The 18,194-nt window shown below is 48.2% G+C and carries 17 protein-coding genes; 7 read left to right on the top strand and 10 right to left on the bottom strand.

What is annotated here, in order from left to right:
- Nucleotides 1-58 precede the first annotated feature (58 nt).
- Nucleotides 59-205 carry a hypothetical protein gene (locus tag ABFZ83_RS08295; RefSeq protein WP_411816079.1) on the bottom strand — a complete coding sequence of 49 codons (147 nt, stop codon included), beginning with the start codon at nt 203-205 and terminating at the stop codon, nt 59-61.
- 233 nt (nt 206-438) lie between these two features.
- Nucleotides 439-1,068, bottom strand: a complete 630-nt coding sequence (locus ABFZ83_RS08290) for a phosphoribosyltransferase (protein ID WP_411816078.1) — start codon at nt 1,066-1,068, stop codon at nt 439-441.
- A 391-nt stretch (nt 1,069-1,459) separates the two neighbouring features.
- Here ABFZ83_RS08290 and ABFZ83_RS08285 point away from each other — a divergent pair, with 391 nt between their 5' ends.
- From ABFZ83_RS08285 to ABFZ83_RS08270, 4 genes are all read left to right on the top strand, one after another.
- Entirely contained in the window at nt 1,460-1,885 is a 426-nt protein-coding gene (locus tag ABFZ83_RS08285) for a c-type cytochrome (RefSeq protein WP_411816077.1), read from the top strand.
- A gap of 147 nt (nt 1,886-2,032) precedes the next feature.
- Complete coding sequence (locus ABFZ83_RS08280; protein ID WP_411816076.1) at nt 2,033-3,526, top strand: PAS domain S-box protein; 1,494 nt, start codon at nt 2,033-2,035, stop codon at nt 3,524-3,526.
- Between the two features lie 5 nt (nt 3,527-3,531).
- Nucleotides 3,532-4,164, top strand: coding sequence for a response regulator transcription factor (locus ABFZ83_RS08275; protein WP_411816075.1), 633 nt, complete (start codon nt 3,532-3,534; stop codon nt 4,162-4,164).
- Nucleotides 4,165-4,420: 256 nt separating this feature from the next.
- Nucleotides 4,421-5,098: a helix-turn-helix domain-containing protein gene (locus ABFZ83_RS08270; protein WP_411816074.1), complete on the top strand. Its 678-nt coding sequence runs from the start codon at nt 4,421-4,423 to the stop codon at nt 5,096-5,098.
- 49 nt (nt 5,099-5,147) lie between these two features.
- Here the strand turns inward: ABFZ83_RS08270 and ABFZ83_RS08265 are convergent, their stop codons facing one another.
- From ABFZ83_RS08265 to ABFZ83_RS08255, 3 genes are all read right to left on the bottom strand, one after another.
- On the bottom strand, nt 5,148-6,023 hold the full coding sequence (locus ABFZ83_RS08265; protein WP_411816073.1) for a universal stress protein: 876 nt from the start codon (nt 6,021-6,023) through the stop codon (nt 5,148-5,150).
- Nucleotides 6,024-6,161: 138 nt separating this feature from the next.
- Nucleotides 6,162-6,596, bottom strand: coding sequence for a CBS domain-containing protein (locus ABFZ83_RS08260; protein ID WP_411816072.1), 435 nt, complete (start codon nt 6,594-6,596; stop codon nt 6,162-6,164).
- Between the two features lie 199 nt (nt 6,597-6,795).
- On the bottom strand, nt 6,796-7,221 hold the full coding sequence (locus ABFZ83_RS08255; protein ID WP_411816071.1) for a host attachment protein: 426 nt from the start codon (nt 7,219-7,221) through the stop codon (nt 6,796-6,798).
- Nucleotides 7,222-7,412: 191 nt separating this feature from the next.
- On the opposite strand from ABFZ83_RS08255, the gene ABFZ83_RS08250 reads away from it, so the two are divergent.
- The 3 genes from ABFZ83_RS08250 to ABFZ83_RS08240 all read left to right on the top strand — a co-directional run bounded on the left by ABFZ83_RS08250 (nt 7,413) and on the right by ABFZ83_RS08240 (nt 11,913).
- Nucleotides 7,413-8,018, top strand: a complete 606-nt coding sequence (locus tag ABFZ83_RS08250) for a c-type cytochrome (RefSeq protein WP_411816070.1) — start codon at nt 7,413-7,415, stop codon at nt 8,016-8,018.
- A gap of 128 nt (nt 8,019-8,146) precedes the next feature.
- Nucleotides 8,147-10,870: a cation-translocating P-type ATPase gene (locus ABFZ83_RS08245; RefSeq protein ID WP_411816069.1), complete on the top strand. Its 2,724-nt coding sequence runs from the start codon at nt 8,147-8,149 to the stop codon at nt 10,868-10,870.
- A 35-nt stretch (nt 10,871-10,905) separates the two neighbouring features.
- The gene (locus ABFZ83_RS08240) at nt 10,906-11,913 is read left to right on the top strand and encodes a lysylphosphatidylglycerol synthase transmembrane domain-containing protein (protein ID WP_411816068.1); all 1,008 of its coding nucleotides are present in this window, start codon (nt 10,906-10,908) and stop codon (nt 11,911-11,913) included.
- 91 nt (nt 11,914-12,004) lie between these two features.
- On the opposite strand, the gene ABFZ83_RS08235 is transcribed toward ABFZ83_RS08240, so the two are convergent.
- The 5 genes from ABFZ83_RS08235 to ABFZ83_RS08215 form a co-directional block, all read right to left on the bottom strand.
- Nucleotides 12,005-12,874 (bottom strand): universal stress protein, encoded by an 870-nt coding sequence (locus tag ABFZ83_RS08235; protein ID WP_411816067.1) that lies wholly within the window; start codon nt 12,872-12,874, stop codon nt 12,005-12,007.
- 96 nt (nt 12,875-12,970) lie between these two features.
- On the bottom strand, nt 12,971-14,569 hold the full coding sequence (locus tag ABFZ83_RS08230; RefSeq protein ID WP_411816066.1) for an MBL fold metallo-hydrolase: 1,599 nt from the start codon (nt 14,567-14,569) through the stop codon (nt 12,971-12,973).
- On the bottom strand, nt 14,566-15,453 hold the full coding sequence (locus ABFZ83_RS08225) for a ribose-phosphate diphosphokinase (protein WP_411818817.1): 888 nt from the start codon (nt 15,451-15,453) through the stop codon (nt 14,566-14,568). The genes ABFZ83_RS08230 and ABFZ83_RS08225 overlap by 4 nt, the downstream gene beginning before the upstream one ends.
- Nucleotides 15,454-15,461: 8 nt before the next feature.
- Entirely contained in the window at nt 15,462-16,988 is a 1,527-nt protein-coding gene (locus ABFZ83_RS08220) for a thymidine phosphorylase family protein (RefSeq protein ID WP_411816065.1), read from the bottom strand.
- A gap of 17 nt (nt 16,989-17,005) precedes the next feature.
- Nucleotides 17,006-18,127, bottom strand: a complete 1,122-nt coding sequence (locus ABFZ83_RS08215; protein ID WP_411816064.1) for a site-2 protease family protein — start codon at nt 18,125-18,127, stop codon at nt 17,006-17,008.
- Nucleotides 18,128-18,194: the final 67 nt, after the last annotated feature.

Genomic DNA, 18,194 nt, shown 5'->3' with positions numbered 1-18,194 from the left:
CCTACAAACAGATGACGCGGTGCAATTATATTTAAAGATTCTGCAAGAGGGATCAGCGTTAATCCGACATATCACTGGCCGCGATTTCGGGTTGAGCATTTTGTGAACTGACATGAGCGATAATCGTGCCGGTGGCGAGGAGTAGAGCCGCCAAGAGCACGATAAATAATAAAAGATGCATCAGCTTTCTTCGGTCTCGGGTCATAACAAGTTACCCTTCGAAACAAACGGGTTTTCCGAAAACTAGCTCAACTTTACATCAATCGTGTTGATATAGGTCAATCGTTATTCATTGGATGCGACCGAACGTAATCGAATACAGGGATATAAATCTGGCCTAAGCAACCACCTGGCATCCCTTCTTGGATTTGGTTAGATTTACTCGCCTTGATGTTATTGGGCCTACATAGATCAACTCGGGTGCTGATATACTCAGTGTTACCCTTGAAGGGTTTCAATGACCTCTTTGTCAGATAGCTGGGGAAAGCTCCGGTACTGATTTCCAACCGACCAAAATTGTAACGGCATATCGAGGCAGACCACGTCGTCAGCATATTTTCGAAGCTTTGAAACAGTTTCTTTGGGTCCTGTTGGAACCGCAACAAGAATATTTTTGGCACCTGCGCGACGCATTGCCTTAACCGCCGTTTCCATGGTCGCACCTGTCGCGAGGCCATCGTCAACGATAATTACATTACGCCCTTCGGGTTTTAGTGGTTGGTTGTCGCCGATATAGAGCGCGCGTCGTCGCTCAATTTCACGTAGCGCGGTCGCCCGTATATCGTCGAGATATTTTTGCGAAATATTCAGTTCATGAATGATATCTCGATGGAGCACGAGGGTGGGGGCCGGACCATCAACGACCGCACCGATCGCTAACTCTGCATGTCCAGGCGCACCGAGTTTGCGCACAAGTATTATATCGAGAGGTGCGCTCAGGTGCTTCGCGATTGCCGCTGCTACCGGTAAACCACCTCGCGGCAGGGCATAAATCGCTGGATCTTCGATGTCTAATTTTTTCAGCGCACGGGCGAGAAGTTCACCGGCCTGTTGACGATTGTCGAACATCGGTCCTCCCTAAAATACCAAGTATAATCAAAAACGGAAAGCCCGAGAGGATATCGCGTTACGCCAAAGTCTCCTCCGGCGCGCTTACGACACCCGCTCTCGGGCTCCGTCATAATGGATCGTCGCGTCGCTAACGAATACTATTACCGGTTCATACCGCTATGATATGTTTCGGCAATGCACCTTTAGTTCGGCTCCCCATTATAGGCATTTAATAAAAGCATCCCGCTTTTGTTTGATAATTGATCTGCATCAATCGATGAATATTTTTCTAGACACAATATCAGTTTGCGATTTGGGGAATGCGATTGATCGGAATCAATCTTTATAGCCTAGAAAATCCTTATAGATCTGCAATGGTATCTGAACTGATGAAGCGAGGAGGTCAATAATGAAACTTTTGCATACGCTGCTTATCGCCGCTGCGCTATCGATCTCTGCTTGTGATTATAGTCCGAAATCCTCACTGGGATTCAGGCTTCCTGACGGGAATGCGGAGAAGGGGCAGAAAATTTTCGCTCAGTATCAATGCGCGAGTTGCCATGTAATACCGGGGCGTGATGATCTGAAGATTGATTCTGAACCGGAAATGAGCGTTGTTATTGGGGGAATGACAACACAGGTGAAAACCTATGGCCAGCTCGTAACCTCTGTTATCAATCCCTCTCATCGAATATCTCGGTACTACCGCAGCGAAGAATATTCCGATGACGGGGTTTCCAAGATGCGCAATTACAATGACGTCATGACGGTTAGCGAGCTGATCGATTTGGTGACATTTCTGCAATCGCAATATGAGGAAATGCCAAATTATTAGGATTAGGCTCGGTTTACCGGGTAAACCGACGTTTTGAGATAATATCACATCATAATTGCGTTGTTTGAATGTATTACTTTTGCGGATAATATTCTCAGGGTGCCACTTTAGTATAAGAAACAAATAAGTGCGCTCGGTGAGGATAGTATGGAAAGCCCGGTATTGACCGATCTTGAGGGCTCACTAGTTGAGGAGCTTCTAAATAAGGTCGATGCACCACTGATTTTGCTTTCTCCATCTGGGGACGTTCTACGGTTTAATAAATCCTGCGAGACGCTCTCAGGTTTTGCCGGGCACGAAGTATCAGGAAGAAAATTCTGGGATCTTTTTGCGTCATCAGAAGACGCAGAGCATGTTAAGTCTACCATATTCGATGCGCAGCAAGCAGATGCATTATTTGAATTTTCCGGATATTGGACGGTCAAAGACAATGGGCGCGTATTGATAGAGTGGTCCCTCCGGCCAATCATACATGAGGCTAACTCAATTTCGTACATCGTTGCTAGTGGCAAGGACCTGACACACCGGCGCTCGAGGGAAGCGGCACTCCAAGAAAGTCAGGCGTTTTTGCGGTCTATAATTGATGCCTCACCGGTGGCGGTCATTACCATAAATGAAAAAGGTCGAATACTGACCTTTAGCCGGCAAGCAGAGTTAACATTCGGCTATAGAGAAGTGGATGTGCTCGGCAAAAATATAAAAATGCTAATGCCCGAACCAGACCGGTCTCGGCATGATCAATATATTAGCCATTATGCGGAAACGGGTGAGCGAAGAATAATCGGCAAGGCAAGGCTTATTAAGGCGCTGAGACAAAATGGTGAGGTGTTTCCTGCGATTTTGCATGTAAGCGAATTCCACAATGATAATGATATTTATGTCGGGTTCGTGGAGGACGTCACTGAGCGCATAGATACCGAACGTCGCCTCAATGAAACTCAAGAGCAATTACATCACGCTGGACGGCTCGGGGCCATGGGAGAGATCGCGACGTCAATCGCGCATGAGTTGAACCAACCGTTGACAGCAGCGGCTAGCCTAACTGGCGCTGTGTCTTTGACTCTTAAGAAAGATAATGAAGAAAGATTTTTGAATACGACCGAGATGCTTGATGATGCGATAGGGGAGATCAAGCGCGCGAGCGAAATCATTAGCAATATGAGAGATTTCGTGCGTAAGAGAAAAACCGCACGAAGCATTCACGATGTTAATAAAGTCGTTGAAGACGCCAGTAAGATTGCGCTCATCGGCGCGGATGCGGATGGAATACGCGTTGAAACAAATTTTGATAAAAGAGCGGGCGAGATGATGCTTGATCGTGTTCAAATTCAGCAGGTGGTAACCAATCTTATTCGCAATGCGATAGATGCAATGCGGGCTGCGCCAGAACGGCGATTATCGATTTCGACGAAAAGGACTGATAAATGTATCGAGGTATCTGTAGAGGATAGTGGGGTTGGTCTTGCAGATGAAATCAAAGATCAACTTTTTCAGCCATTTGTGTCTAACAAAGACGATGGAACGGGTATTGGATTATCAATTTCAAAGGCGATAATTGACGCACATCAAGGCGAAATATGCGCACATAATAAAGAATCAGGTGGTTGCACTTTTGTGTTCCGTTTACCGATAATTAGTTAGATATAATGGTAGAAAAAGCCCGTCCAGTGTCGATATTCCTTGTTGATGACGATGCCGCAGTTCGGCGCGGCGTCTCGGCACTTCTTACCGCAGCTGACTATTCGGTGACATGTTTTAATTCCGCTGAGACTTTTCTCGATGAATTGCAGAATTGCGATCTGAGTAATGCAGCATTACTCGTCGATGTGTGCATGCCGGGCATGCAGGGAATAGAGCTGCTCTCACACCTGAAATCCGAAGGAACTGAACTTCCGGTCGTAGTTATGACGGCCCACGGCGATATTCCATTAGCCGTTCGAGCAATGCAATCTGGCGCAGCATATTTTCTAGAAAAACCATTTACTGCGGAGGAAGTCACAGCGGCGCTAACTAGAGCAACCAAAGAAATTGGGTCCGCGTCTAATCATGATTTGAGCGCTCTACCAGAGGTAAAAGCGCGGTTTGATGCATTAACGCCGAGAGAAAAAGAGGTCATTCAGGAGCTTGTCGAAGGCGCGACGAGTAAAGAGATCGCCCGGCGCTTCGATATCAGCCCCAGGACCGTAGAGGCCCATAGGAAAAACCTGATTGCAAAGATGCAAGCCGGCAGTTTCGCGGAATTAATCCGCATGGCAGTTGCGCTAGGCCTTTGTGAATAGTTGTCGCAAGGCGGAGAGTCGCAACGTAGAACTACCTACGTAGAAATACCTAGAAGTGCGCAAATTACTGAGCTTTTCAATGGTTAAGCGTCGTCAATAAATACCGACATCGCGGAAGCGTTCGGGTCAACGCGCGATAGCGGGGCCTTCAGTGTAGAGAATACCTAGGTAATCACCACAATATAAAAACCTTGATGATCCAATCAATATATTTTCGTGGGTTGCGTTAGGTTCATTCGTATCAGGTGAGGTTACTATGATGTGTTCAGCACAAGTCCAAAGTCCTTTTTACGACCAGAGCGCGATTTGGCCCGGCGCATCTGATTTCAAGCTTGCCAAAAATGCGAATGTCGTTCGGTTCAAAGCGGGCGAAACGCTCTATGTAGAGGGTGAGAGCGCGCCTTATTGTTATCAGGTCGTGAGTGGCGTTGTTAAGGAGTATAACACACTAGAGGACGGTCGCCGCCAGGTGGCTGATTTTTACGGGGTAGGCGATCTCTTTGGGATTTCGGAATTGGAAGACCAGCTACACACCGCTGAGGCCATTACTGATTGCGCTGTGCGTTGCTATTCACGCGATCCGTTTTTAAAGGCAGTCGCATCATGCCCCAAACTTTCTCAGCAATTGCTAGACACGCTAATGGCTCGCTTGCATAGCTCCCGCGAAAGGATGATCATGCTCGGTCGAATGAGTGCTATTCAACGGGTGGCAGCATTTTTAATTAGGCTTTCACGTGAACAAAAAGCAACGAGTAATATTCGATTTATAATGAGCCGACAGGATATAGCCGATCACTTAGGGCTTACTATTGAAACGGTTTGTCGAGCGCTGACCGAAATGAAAAAACGTGGCGTAATCATATTTGAATCCGCGCGGCTTTTCTCAATTCAGGACACGGCTTCGCTGGAAGAGATAACGCACAATTCAAATTAATCTATGGGGTTATTATTGTGTTCCGGCGGCAAAGAAAATTATGTCGTCTTCAATGCGCCATCACAATTGGTGTGTTCGCGTGATGCAACATAAACTTTGTAAAACCGCCCAATATTACCTCGCGCCACCTACTGTGAGAATACGCGCCCATCACAATCATATCTGCGTCACGATTTTCCGCGTGCTCTAGGAACCGCTCTTCGCGACTTTGCCCTTTTCTAACGCTGGGATGATTAGGTAGCGCGTGAATTCCATGCAAACGTAAAAAGGCCGCGGCTCTTTCAGGTAGGGCGGCCGCAGGTTCCAGTTCGCCTATTGAGCTAACGAACACAGTTTCCGCTTCTTTTAGCATGGGTATTATTGCGCTAAGTGCGCGCGCGGCTTCGCGCCCACCATCCCACGCAACGACAACGGTTTTGGGAAATTCTGCTATTGGTCCAGCGGCTGTATCAATGAGTACTGGGCGGGCTGATTGGAAAATCAGTTCTTCGATCATGGCGCTGTTGTCTGTTGATGGGGTACCTTTCGTTCTGGCGACGACTGCAAGGTCGGCAAGCCGAGCTTCGCGCGCAAAATCGAATGAATAATTTGAATAGAGATCGTCCCATGAGGCGGTGGTGCCCAGAGATTCGTCGTGGTTACCCATCCCGGTGCGCGCAATCCCTCGTTGTTCGCAGAGCTCCTCGTATTTGGTTTTCAACTCGTTAGCCAGTCGGCCGGCCCCGGCTGTCTCCGCGTTCATACTCTCTTGAAAATAGGTGCCAGCAATTGGGTAGTAATACCCAGCCGGCAAAGGAAATTTTTGACGAATATGGACGACATTGAGGTGGACTTTAAAATGTTTGGCCAGCAGTGTCGCGGTGTTAAAGGCCTGGACACCGGTTTCTATATTTTGAAACGGCACCAGAATATTCTGTAAGGTCATCACATAACTCCCCGGCCTGATTGAACGACTTAAACCCGAGCAACGAGACCTGTTATCGAGTTGATTGCCATTTTCATGGCGACGCCATTCGCAGTTGAGTAATTGAAGGCGGCTCGCCTGAACTTTGGCGATTACGTCTTAAGTTGCCACGATTTCGTATTCGCGGTTTGCAACTGCTTTCAAAACTTCGCCGGTCAATGATGCTGGCGCATAAAGCGCGACATCCTCGAGGCTAAGCATGCCGATAATCTCTTGCTGCTTATTCATCACGGGCAGCCGACGGACTCGATTTTGTTCCATAATACGGACTGCATCTTCAAGGTCTTCAGATGCTGAACACCAAAAGCATTCTTCCGACATAACATCACGAACAGTTGTCTCGCTTAGGTCCTTATTTGCGCCGACCGCCCGAATAGCAATATCTCGGTCTGTCAACATGCCGACCAGTTTATGATTGTCTATGACGGGTAATGCACCAATATTCTGCGTGCGCATTTTCTTTGCTGCGTGAGCGATTTTCTCATCGGCCTCCGCAATACGAATCCCCTTAGTCATGACTTCTTCAACAAGCATGTCGCTTCCCTTTCTCAATATATTCCATGCTATCTTGCCGAAACTGACGTTCCTGCCATTGAGGTAAGTCAAGTTTTCTGTTGGACCCGATGATTCGATAAAAACTGCACGTATCGTTCAGTAGATTGGCGCAGTGGTAACGATGCACCTTTGAAAGCGCGATACAGCTAGAGTTTTGCAGCAAAGGTGGGTGAGCGTTTCACCAACGTTCCAGTCGCTCAATAAAGTATGAGTGTAGGTCCTGGTCCGAGAAGTTTGTAAGATCTTTGTCCAATATCGCAATTAGTTTCGTAATTACATCCGTTGATAGCTTTTTACGCAATATCCCTAATGCCGACGGAGCGGCCGCAATTACCAGTTGATCAAATTTCGCGTCTTCATGACCCGCATTTATGTCCTCGGCCCTTGCCGAGAGAAAATGTGCTTTCGCCTTTTCATGTGATGATGGGACATCAACAGCGTATGGCGCACCAGTTCCTATCGTACGTCCACGGACCGGCCGCTCGCTATCTAATTCGCGAGACGGAGTACGGGCTTCCTTTTCCAACCATTCATTCTTCAGTGAAAAGTCGGTTCGAGGCCCTTGGCTTTCGTACAAGCGTGCTTTTGCACCGTCTGTAACCAAAAATCAAGTTTTCCTTTTTGCGAAGGGCATTTCGATTTCCGTGTTTTCAATTCCATCCTGCCTGCACATTACTAATATTCAGATCGAGAGAATTGACCTGCATCAATACTCATTTGGGGAGGTGCTTTATAAAAGGCTAGCTGAGATCCGGTGCCTTTGATCAAGCGAATGATGAGTTGATTGGAAATGGGATGAACAGGTATTCGAATAGAAACCTCCCGCTCTATCGGTTGCCGTTTGCCTTGGGATTATTTTTCGTTGTCACAGCCTGTGTCCGAGAATCGGAAAGAGGGATAGACGAATCCATACAGCAATCAGATGGGGTCGAACGCTCGACGGAACGACTGGAAGCGCTGAGTAAACCACCCGCTCAAATTGACGTTGAGTTACCAGAAGTAAATCCGCGTCGCGGGAGAATTTTGTTCATCACGAAAGGCTGTGTGATTTGTCATCAGATAAATGATGTAGGTGGAACAGCAGCTCCACAACTTGATAGGCCTGCAAATCAATCGAGTGTAAATCCAATAGAGTTTTCTGCCCGAATGTGGCGAGGGGCAGGGGCTATGATTTCACTACAATCGGTTGAGCTAGGGTACGTCATAGAACTAGACGGGCAGGATATTGCGGACCTCGCAGCTTTCGCGGCCTCCAATGAAGAACGCCTTTTTCTGACATTAGAATCGATACCTGTCTCTATGCAGGAATGGTTTTTGAACACACCATATTGGCGTTCTGATGATTGGTCTGAATATAAGGAGCGAGGCGATCGGATCCCATTGGAAGAAACACCCGAATAGGGATCAATTTTCTCTTTTTGCTTGTCGCCCTGGGTACGAATTTTTCAAGGTGCTATTGGGGGATAGGCTTTAGCGTAACTCGATAGAAGTGTTGGTGTCGGCGATCATACAAAAGAGTTTACGGATTCATGCTATCAAGCCCAACCACCATTCATACAGAAACGATAGACGCAGCATTTAAATCGCTAAATACGAACTCTGGTGGACTGAGTGAAACAGAGGCGATTCGGCGAATAGAGGAATTTGGGCTGAACGAACTCCCAGACCCAGAATGTCCCACGAGAATTTCGATTATACTCCGGCAGCTGAACAACCCGCTTACCTATATCTTGTTATTTGCGGCAACGGTGTCGTTTGTTCTGAAGGAGCAGACAGACGGTTTTTTTATATGCGCCGTGGTTATAATCAACGTGTCGGTAGGTGCGTTCCAAGAATGGCGTGCGGAGGCCAGCGCCGCCTCATTGAAAAAGACGCTGCAGATATTTCCAACAATAATCCGGGCCGGAACGCGTCGAACGATCGAATTGAACAAGATAGTGCCTGGCGACATTGTTCATCTTGAATCCGGCTCTATGGTTCCCGCCGATATGCGTCTCGTTTCAACGCATGATCTAAAAGCAGATGAGTCATTACTTACAGGCGAGTCATTGCCCGTCGAAAAAAACAGTAAAGTCATATGCCCGGTAACTTCAGCAATCGGTGATCGACGTAATTTGGCTTTCGCAGGTACGATGATTGTGGCCGGCAGAGGTATAGGAATTGCCTATGCAACTGGAGAAAAATCTCAAATCGGAGAAATCGCGACTCAATTAGGTGAGCGAGACATGCGGCCACCTTTATTAATACGTATGGAGAGGTTCTCTAACCGTATAGGTGTCTTGATCGTTTCAATAGCCATTGCGCTTGGATTGTTACAATTATACCAAAATGTGCCATTAGAATCCGTCTTCCTCTTGGCTGTCGCATTATCGGTCTCAGCCATTCCGGAAGGGTTGCCTGTTGCTATTACCGTCGCTTTGTCAGTTGCTTCCTCTCGGATGGGGCAACGAAATGTCATTGTTCGGCGGCTACCCGCTGTCGAAGCGTTGGGGTCTTGTACAATTATTGCGACCGACAAAACCGGTACGCTTACCGCTAATCAACTCACGGCGAAAAGAATCGCATTGCCGGATGGAAGCCTATTTGAAATAGAAGGCGAAGGATTAGAGCTTGAGGGGGCGGCTAAGCTCTTAGGTGTTGGAAATGGTGACGCAAAAGCGGCGATCGATGAGTTGGCGCTTGTCGGTGCACTAACGAACGAAGGGGATTTAAAATGGACAGATGGCGTTGTTGAAGCGCGAGGCGATTCTGTAGATATCGCTTTTTTGGTCCTTGCGGAAAAACGCGGACTTTCAAGTGCGGACCTCAACAATACATTTAGGCATTCCGACTCTATTCCTTACGAACCGGCCAACGGGTTTTCATCTTCGTTACACGTAAATTCGGAAGGGGGGATTATTTCGGTAAAGGGGGCACCCGAGATTATATTGCCCATGTGTAAAATTGGCGACACAAAGGTAATTGATGGGGCGCTACTTGGTCTTACTAAAAAGGGTTTCAGGGTAATCGCCCTTGCGGCCGGGCAATTGCGCGAAAGCCAATGCCAACTCGAAAAGAGTAGTTTGGCGGGCTTGCGTTTTTTAGGGTTTGTCGGATTGATTGACCCGCTCAGAAGCGAAGCACCTGACGCGGTCAGAATTGCTCGTGCTGCTGGTCTGGATATTCGGATGATCACCGGGGATCATCCCGAAACCGCTATGGCGATAGCATCCAAGCTAGATCCGTCTTGGCCCGAAGATACAGTGTTAACAGGTACCGAAATGGATCGACTAGAGGGTGATGATCTCCGCCAGGCGATTGAAAAAGCGAGCATTTATGCGCGAGTTGAGCCGACGCAAAAAACAATTATCGTGCGTTCATTGCAAGATGCTGGTCATTTTGTTGCGGTTACGGGCGATGGTGTAAACGATGCGCCTGCGTTAAAAGCGGCGCATGTCGGCGTCGCCATGGGCGCATGTGGTACCGATGTCGCACGGGCCGCTTCCGATTTGATTATTTCAGATGATAATTTCGCCTCAATCGTTTCCGGCATAGAAGAGGGCCGGGCGTCATACGATAATATTCGAAAAATTGTTTGGTTATTAATCAGTACAGCAATTACAGAAGTGGTGATTTTCGCAATGGCGCTGGTTATTGGTTTGCCGATTCCGCTAACGCCAGTACAAATCTTATGGCTAAACTTAGTCACAGAAGGAATTCAGGATGTCGCTCTAGCTTGTGAGGGTAAAGAGCAGGACTTAATGCGTCGAAATCCCAGGCGCCCAAAAGAGCCAATATTCAATCGGCAGATGATTGAGCAGTGCCTCGTCATTGGGGGCTATATAAGCGTTGTTGGGTTTGGTTTATTCTATTGGTTATATGTTGAGCTGGGATATGATGTCGAACTCGCACGAAACCTCGTTTTGTTATTTCTTGTGTCATTCAACAATTTTCATACATTGAACTGTAGATCGGAAACGCGTTCAATTTTTTCAATTCCACTACGGAACAATCCATTATTGATCTGGAGCGTGATCGCCGCACAGTCTATTCACATCGTGGCAATGCAAGTTCCATTTTTTCAAGAGCTGTTAGACGTCAATGTTGTCAGTATTGGTGAGTGGGGCGCTATGATTGGTCTTGCGGCGACAGTATTGGTCGTTGGAGAGTTATATAAGTTGCTTCGGTCCCGTCCTCTTTGGAAGCATGAACTCGGTTCGGCGGTCGGGATGATGAGATCGATAGAGCAATCAGCTGATCGAGGCAGAAATTGACCGCAAAAATTCCAAAGCGCGACCAGAAAAGAAAAATGGGAAAAGATTATGCCCTAACAAGTAGTCCGCGTGTGCGGCAGCAGATTGCATTTTTACTTTTTGGTATCACGGCGCTGGCAGCGGTCATTCTTGTTGCGGTAAACTCCTCTGAGATCGGCAGTTTCGCAGCGCAGGCGGCACGCGCAGAGCCAATCTGGCTAATCTTGGCATTTCTTTCTCAGATACTCACTTATTTTTGCGATGCTGCTGCTTGGAAGATTGTTTTGCATCGGCTTGGTAGTTCGTTGACGATGCTTAAGCTTTTACCGCTATCGGTAGCGAAGCTTTTCGCAGATCAAGCGATCCCGTCGGCAGGGGTCTCAGGCGGGGCGTTCTTTCTATATGCGCTTGGTCGGCGGAATGTTCCGCAGGAGGCTGCGTTTTCGGTATTTGCGTTTGTTTCCTTGGCATTCCTTTTCGCATTTTTAGCATCAGCGATGGTTAGCTTTTTCTCAATCGCAGATGGGGGCGACGTAGGGTCAGACCTCGTTGATAGTATCGCAACATTTGCGGCAATTATATTATTCGGAGTTCTTGCGATAATATCATTCTTGTTATTTCAGCCGCGTAAGCCGCCAAAGTGGCTGGCAAAAATTCCTGCCGGGGAACGAGGATTTGAACTGATCGCGGCTGCGGCAGAAAATATCAAATCAAATCCATTATTATTTTTAAAAACAAGCCTTATTCAGCTTACAGAGCGAATACTCGATGGCGTTACCTTGTGGTTAGCGATCTATGCGGTGGATGGGTCGGCGTCGTTCTATTTATGCTTTATAGCTGTGGTACTTGCATCTGTTGCAGCCACGATTGCGCCTATTCCGATGGGGTTGGGAAGCTTTGAAGGCGGCATGATCGCCACGCTAACGGCCGCTGGGGTGGACGTCGAAAACGCATTAACAGCAACGCTAATTTATAGGGGGCTATCCCTATGGTTACCGCTGCTACCAGGATTTTTCATTATTCAGCGCGAAATGCTCCGGATCAAATCGGATCCGGCGGTTTGATGATGTCTTTGGTATTCCCGAGTGCAACCCCTCCGATGGGTGGTTGTGTGGCGAACAACGAAACGTCGGCTCCCACAGTTTATCGGGGGGCTTATTGGCTCATAAATACGGGTATCGTCGAACTTTTAAGGATGTGTCTTGTAAAGCCACCTAATATGGCTTCGCGCCACCGATTGTGAGAATAGGCACCCATTACCAATAGATCTGAGTTAAATTCTCTAATTTCTTCATCCAGTCTTTCGGTTTCGCCGTCATCGTCGGCCAGTTCAATATCCGTTTGCGTTGCTTCTACATCATGAAGCCTGAGGTAATCCGTTATTTCGTCCGTATTCACCGCAAGAGATTCCGCTTTTCGCACGGTCAATACGTTGACGGCCTCTGCATCGCGCAGCAAGTCGAGTGCCGCGGCGACCGCACGGGCGGCTTCCTGCCTGCCATTCCAAGCAACGGTAATTCGTTTGGGAAGTGATAACATGCCTGCCGAAGGGCATAGCAATTGCGGGCGTCCAGATTGAAAAAGAAGTTCCTCGGCCAACATCGTAGCCACTGGAGGCGCGTCAGCGCCAACACCAACGAATATTGCAAGGTCTTTCGTCATAGCGATGCGCGGCATAGCTGAAAACACATCGTCAGCTTCGTCGTCCCAGGATGCTGTGACGCCTTTTTCACAGGAGTGTTTGGCTAGCGTGCTGAAGCCGATCTTTGCGTCATGGGCAAGCTTATTGAAAAGAGCCTGAAGGTCATTTGCGAGTTTATTTTCAGATTCCAGAAAGTCCTCGGTAAATTCCGTAAATACGCCACCGAGCGGGTAGATAACCGTCGTAGACGGCACTGGCCTTTGCCGGATATGTACGCATGAAAGGTGCCCTTTGCTCTCGCGCGCGAGAAGGGCAGCGGTTTCGAAGGCGGGACCGGCGGTTTTGTCGTCAAGAAATGGAACAAGGATACTTTTCAACTTCATATTTATGCTCCTTTTTTGGAATAATACGAAAGAATAACGTATCCATATTGACGTAGATCAATATTATCATTTGCCCGCGGTATGGCTGAAAAGTGATCAGGCTTTGTTTTCAAGCGCTTTTCGAATACGCCTTATAATGATTTTCCGTGAACGCTCATCACTGGCCTTGTCTATTTCGGCACGGATATCCAGCGTGAGTTGAGCGAGGTCGTTGTGCCAGTCAGGTGCGCTGATAACATCTGGGGAAAGGCGTTTCGGGCTGGTTGGTTTTGTTTTTGCGCGTCCCTCGATCACTATTTCTTCGTCGAGCACCGGAAGTATCACTTCTTTCTTGTTGAAGCTGTGTTTCAATAACTGGTCGCGCAGGGCTTCGCGTGCTTCGTCACTTCCATGAGTGAGGAAGACAGCTCGATTAATAGGCCGTCGCGCGAGGATCCATTCTACCAAACCCTCGCTATCCACATGCCCTGAATAGCAATCAATAGTTTTTATTGATGCATTCACTTGGATTTCATCCCCCTGAATTCGAACGGCTTTTTTTCCGCTCTCAAGTAATGCGCCTAATGTTCCAGGGGCTTGATAACCGCTGAGGAGAATTGTGTTTTTGTCATCCCAAAGCCGCCGTTTAAGATGATGACGTATTCGTCCCGCTTCACACATACCGCTAGCGGCGATGATAATTACACCATTCTCGTAATTATTGATCGCCTTACTTTCTTCTGGTGTTCGCGTGAAATGAAAGGACGGGTGATGAAACAATCCACCATGGTCGCCTATATCCTCAAGATTCTCAGCATGCGCAGCAAACGTTTCTGTAGCTTTGATAGCGAGCGGCGAGTCAAGAAATACGAGCCTGTCCTTTAATATTCCTTCGTGGATAAGGATACTGATATCGGCTAACAATTCCTGCGTCCGCTCGACACTAAAGGCCGGCATGACGAGAACACCACCTCGATCAAATGCTTCTTTAATATGCTGACTTAGTTCTTTACGGCGTTCGGCTGGTGGAAGCGCAATTCGTTGCCGTGCTCCATAAGTGGATTCCGATACAACATAGTCGAGATTCGAAGGTGCTTCAGGGTCCGGATGAAATAGCTTGTGATCCGGTCCGATATCTCCGGAGAAAAGCAAGCGAGTGATGCGTCGATCATTGTTCTCTGTTTGTATTTCGATTTCGATTTCGATCGAAGCCGAACCAAGGATATGTCCAGCATTCCAAAAACGGACGCGAACATTATGGCCAGGTTCAATCCATGTCTGATATTTTACGGGGGTAATCTTTTCGGCTGCGACTTCGCCATCTTCCCGGGTATAAATCGGCGAAACTAACGGAATGCCTCGTTGGCTATTGCGCCGGTTTAAATACATAACTTCAATTTCATGGATGTAACCGCTATCCGGTAACATAAACCCCAATAACTCTTTGGTTCCACCCGTCGCAAAGACCCGCCCTCGGAACCCATCGGTCATCAATTTGGGAAGTAACCCACTATGGTCTATATGGGCGTGGGTTAGTAACACGAAATCTATTTCGCTCGCGGCGAAAGGAAAGTCCCCGTAATTCAGTTCCTTTAACGTTTTTGACCCTTGGAACATGCCACAATCGACGAGAAATGCTCCCTGATTATGTCGGATTAGATAACATGATCCAGTAACCGTACCAGCTGCTCCGCAGAATTTAATACGTATGCTCATGAATTGAGTTCCTGCAATAAAGTCTTCGCAAGGAGAGGTGCAATCTTGATACTATTTGTCGGATGTCGGACGCTGTCGGTCGAATGAACGGCTTTAATTCCCGCATTGCGCATCTGCGTATATTCGGCTTCACCAAATAGCGCATGCACAACTACGGCTTTAATACTTTTAGCATTACAGTCCTTCAGATACTGAGCTGCGCAAATCAGGGTTGTGCCTGTTGAGACGACATCATCAATGAGAATGATATCCTTATGCCGAACGGCACCAGTTTCCGCACTAGATATTGAAACAGATGTGTCGCCGGTACGGGTTTTATCCAATATTATGAACGGAAGGTTTGATGCTGTTGCCACGGCCTCTGCCCAACGGGATGCCTCTTTATCCGGTCCAACGATGATCGAATTTCCTTGCTTTTGCTGGGTCCGCGTTGCGATCTCGGCCAATAACGGAGCGGCAGAAAGAACAGTAATATCTGTGTCGGAAAAAACTTCATCAAGACATTGCGTGCGATGCAGGTGGGGCTCGACAGTAATTATCCGATCAAACCAACTGGCTAGCATCTCACCTATAACCCGCTGGGATACCGCTTCCCCTTCATTAAAAGCCTTATCTTGTCGCATATAGCATAGATAAGGTGCGACAAGGATGACTCGTTGCGCGCCGATATCCCGTAGAGCGGATGCGGCTAAAGACAAATTAATCAGCTTATCATTAGGCTGATTAAGTGACGAATAAACGATGACCGTAGATGCGGATTGCGGTACCCGAACCAGACTTTCACCATCCGGAAATGTATGAACTGAAATCTCACAGAGCGGAAGGTTGAGTTGTTCTGCAAGTGTTGACGCAGGCGATCGTTCGCCGGGCATAGCAGCTATCACATGGTCATTCACTTGCTGATACTTTCCTGAACTTCTATTGCATCGATAGATATTCCAGCATCTTCAAAAGCCATTGCTTTTGCGAATTGGAAATCGGAGGAAAAACAAGAATGGATGCGGTAAAGCGGTTCACCCTTTGTCACCCGGTCTCCGACTTTCTTGAAAAGGTCGAGACCCGCCCCTTTGTCCATTGGCGCACCTGCGAGGCGGGCAATACGGGCTATTCTAAAACAGTTCATCGCCGTTACCTGACCATTACCCGGTGCCACTACCTCGGCGGTTAGGTTACCCGGACAGATCGTTTCGTTTGTTCGCCCTTGGGCGTCAATAATCCGTTCCATCGCGGCGAGGGCTTCACCTGAATCGAGGAGTTCTTGAGCCCGTACACGTCCCGCGCCCCCATGAAGCACAGGGTCAAAATCGAGTACGTGACCAGCCAATAACAATGACCGGGCTTTTAGATCGGCCGGGGCATCAGGCATGTTTCTAAGCACGGCCATGACGTCTCGGGCTTCCAGCACTGGGCCTATACCGCGCCCGACCGGCTGTGAACCGTCGGTAAAAACAGTGTTTATGACGAGGCCAATTTCGGAACTAACATATTCCATCAGCTTTCGAAGTCGGACGGCATCATTTTGTGTGCGAACTTTGGCGGTGGGTCCGACAGGAATATCTAATACGATGTGCGTGGACCCAGCAGCTAGTTTCTTCGAAAGTATAGAGGCAACCATCTGCTCGCGCGTGTCTATTGCGAGCGGGCGTTCGACAGTAATCAATACGTCATCTGCCGGAGATAGGTTTACCCGACCGCCCCAGACCAAACACGCGCTTTCCTTTTGCACGATATTGCGCATCTGGTCGATTGATAGCGAAACATTGGCAAGAACTTCCATCGTGTCGGCTGTGCCGCTTGGCGAGGTGATCGAGCGGGACGAGGTTTTGGGCATTTGTAGCCCATGCGCCGCGACGATAGGCGTGACAATCATGGACGTGCGATTGCCAGGCACCCCGCCAATGCAATGTTTGTCGACAATGATCGGCGACTCCCAGCTCAATTGGGTGCCGGTCTTGGCCATCGCTTTTGTCGTTGCCAATACCTCCTCAGTCGTCGTGAAGCTCGCTGAGGCGATTAAGTAGGCAGCGATTTCCATCGGAGAATAGCGGTAGTTGGCGATGTCTTCGATAATTGCGTCGATTTCATCAGCAGTCATTACTTCGCCAGTTATTTTTCGGCGAACTGCGTCTAAACTGGTTGGCGGTTGCGCTTGCGCTATACTAACAATCGACCCTTCGGGAAGTGCGAGCCGCCGGAATGCTTGCTCACCCAAGGCCAATTCATCAGGCGCAACCAGTGATGGATCATCGGCGATGAGCAATGTCGCAAGTATATTGTTTTTAACGGTCTGATCCTGACTGTGAATTTCAATCTTCTTCAAGGCTCGAAATTCTTCGGCGCGGTACGAAGTACAATGCTTCGAAAGAAATACGGTGTTTTCCGGCTCGGTATCGATAGCAATTTTTTTCACTTTGAGCATAAAATTCGCCGCTCCGATCAGCGCCCTTCGAGCGCCATTTTGAGCGACAGGAGGTCAAGCAAGTCTTTGAGAGCAATCATACCGACAAGGTTTCCTTTGTCGGTAACGAGTAGGCGGCTATGTTTGCTGCTGTGCATTTTTTTGAGTGCGTCCATTGCATCCGCACTGATATCAATTGTTATCTCGTCGGAGATCGGCACCATGATGTCGCTGACTTTGGTCGTTGCCCAATTATCTCTATGGGTATTTTTTGTTTCTTTCAGTCCGACAGCGCCCACAAGGCGTGTCTCGCTCACGACTGGGAACAGGTCAAAATGATATTCGTATATGTAGTCCTCGACCAGTTTGCTGACTGTGATCCCGGGCGGTACCGTAATCGGGTCGGCGCTCATAAATTCCCGTAATGGTGCGCCTTTAAATACTCTTTGCATCAACTCCTGATATACTGTGCTTGCGGAGGCACTGCGAATGAACAAACCGATCAGTATCCACCATAAACCGGCGGCAAACTGGCCCAGAAGCGCCCAGAAGACGCCAAGGATCATGATGGCAGTTGCAAATGCCATCCCGAGCTTTGCTGAAATACGTGTCGCGCCTGTCAGGTCACCTGTTAACGCCCATACAATTGATCTGAAAACTCTACCGCCGTCGAGAGGAAGGGCCGGAAGCATGTTGAATGCTGCTAATACCCAATTAATAAGAGCAAGATATTCAAATACCTTGCTGATCGTAGACAGCATTTCAACGGCGGCAAGGTTTGCTGCAGTCCAGCCAAAGAGAACGGCAAGAGCGACGCTCATCAAGGGGCCTGCTATGGCCATTGCAAATTCCGCAAGCGGACTTTTGGGTTCTGCCTCAAGTTCCGCGATGCCGCCAAAAACAAATAGTGTTATGCTTTTCAGTGGTAATCCAAGAAATTTGGCAACGAGGGAATGGGCGAGTTCATGCAGAATTATCGATAAGGCGAGCCCGATTATTGCCGTTAAAGCCATCCACCAATAAGCGAACGGACTTAACCCCTCGTATAGCCGCGGAAAAACGCCCTGCGCGAGCGCCCCGGCAATAAAGGTCGCAATAAGGGCCCAGCTTATATCGACCTTTATGTCGATCCCGAGGATGCGAAATATGCGTATATTCATTCCGAACATTTTTGCCGCCAACAATTAAGCGCAGGATAGATATCCGCGCGCCGCTATCACGCGAGAT

The organism is Hyphococcus formosus (genome assembly GCF_046736345.1).
Classification (GTDB): Bacteria; Pseudomonadota; Alphaproteobacteria; order Caulobacterales; family Parvularculaceae; genus Hyphococcus; species Hyphococcus formosus.
Note: the sequence above shows the minus strand (reverse complement) of the source record. Positions and strands in the feature narration are given on the sequence as shown.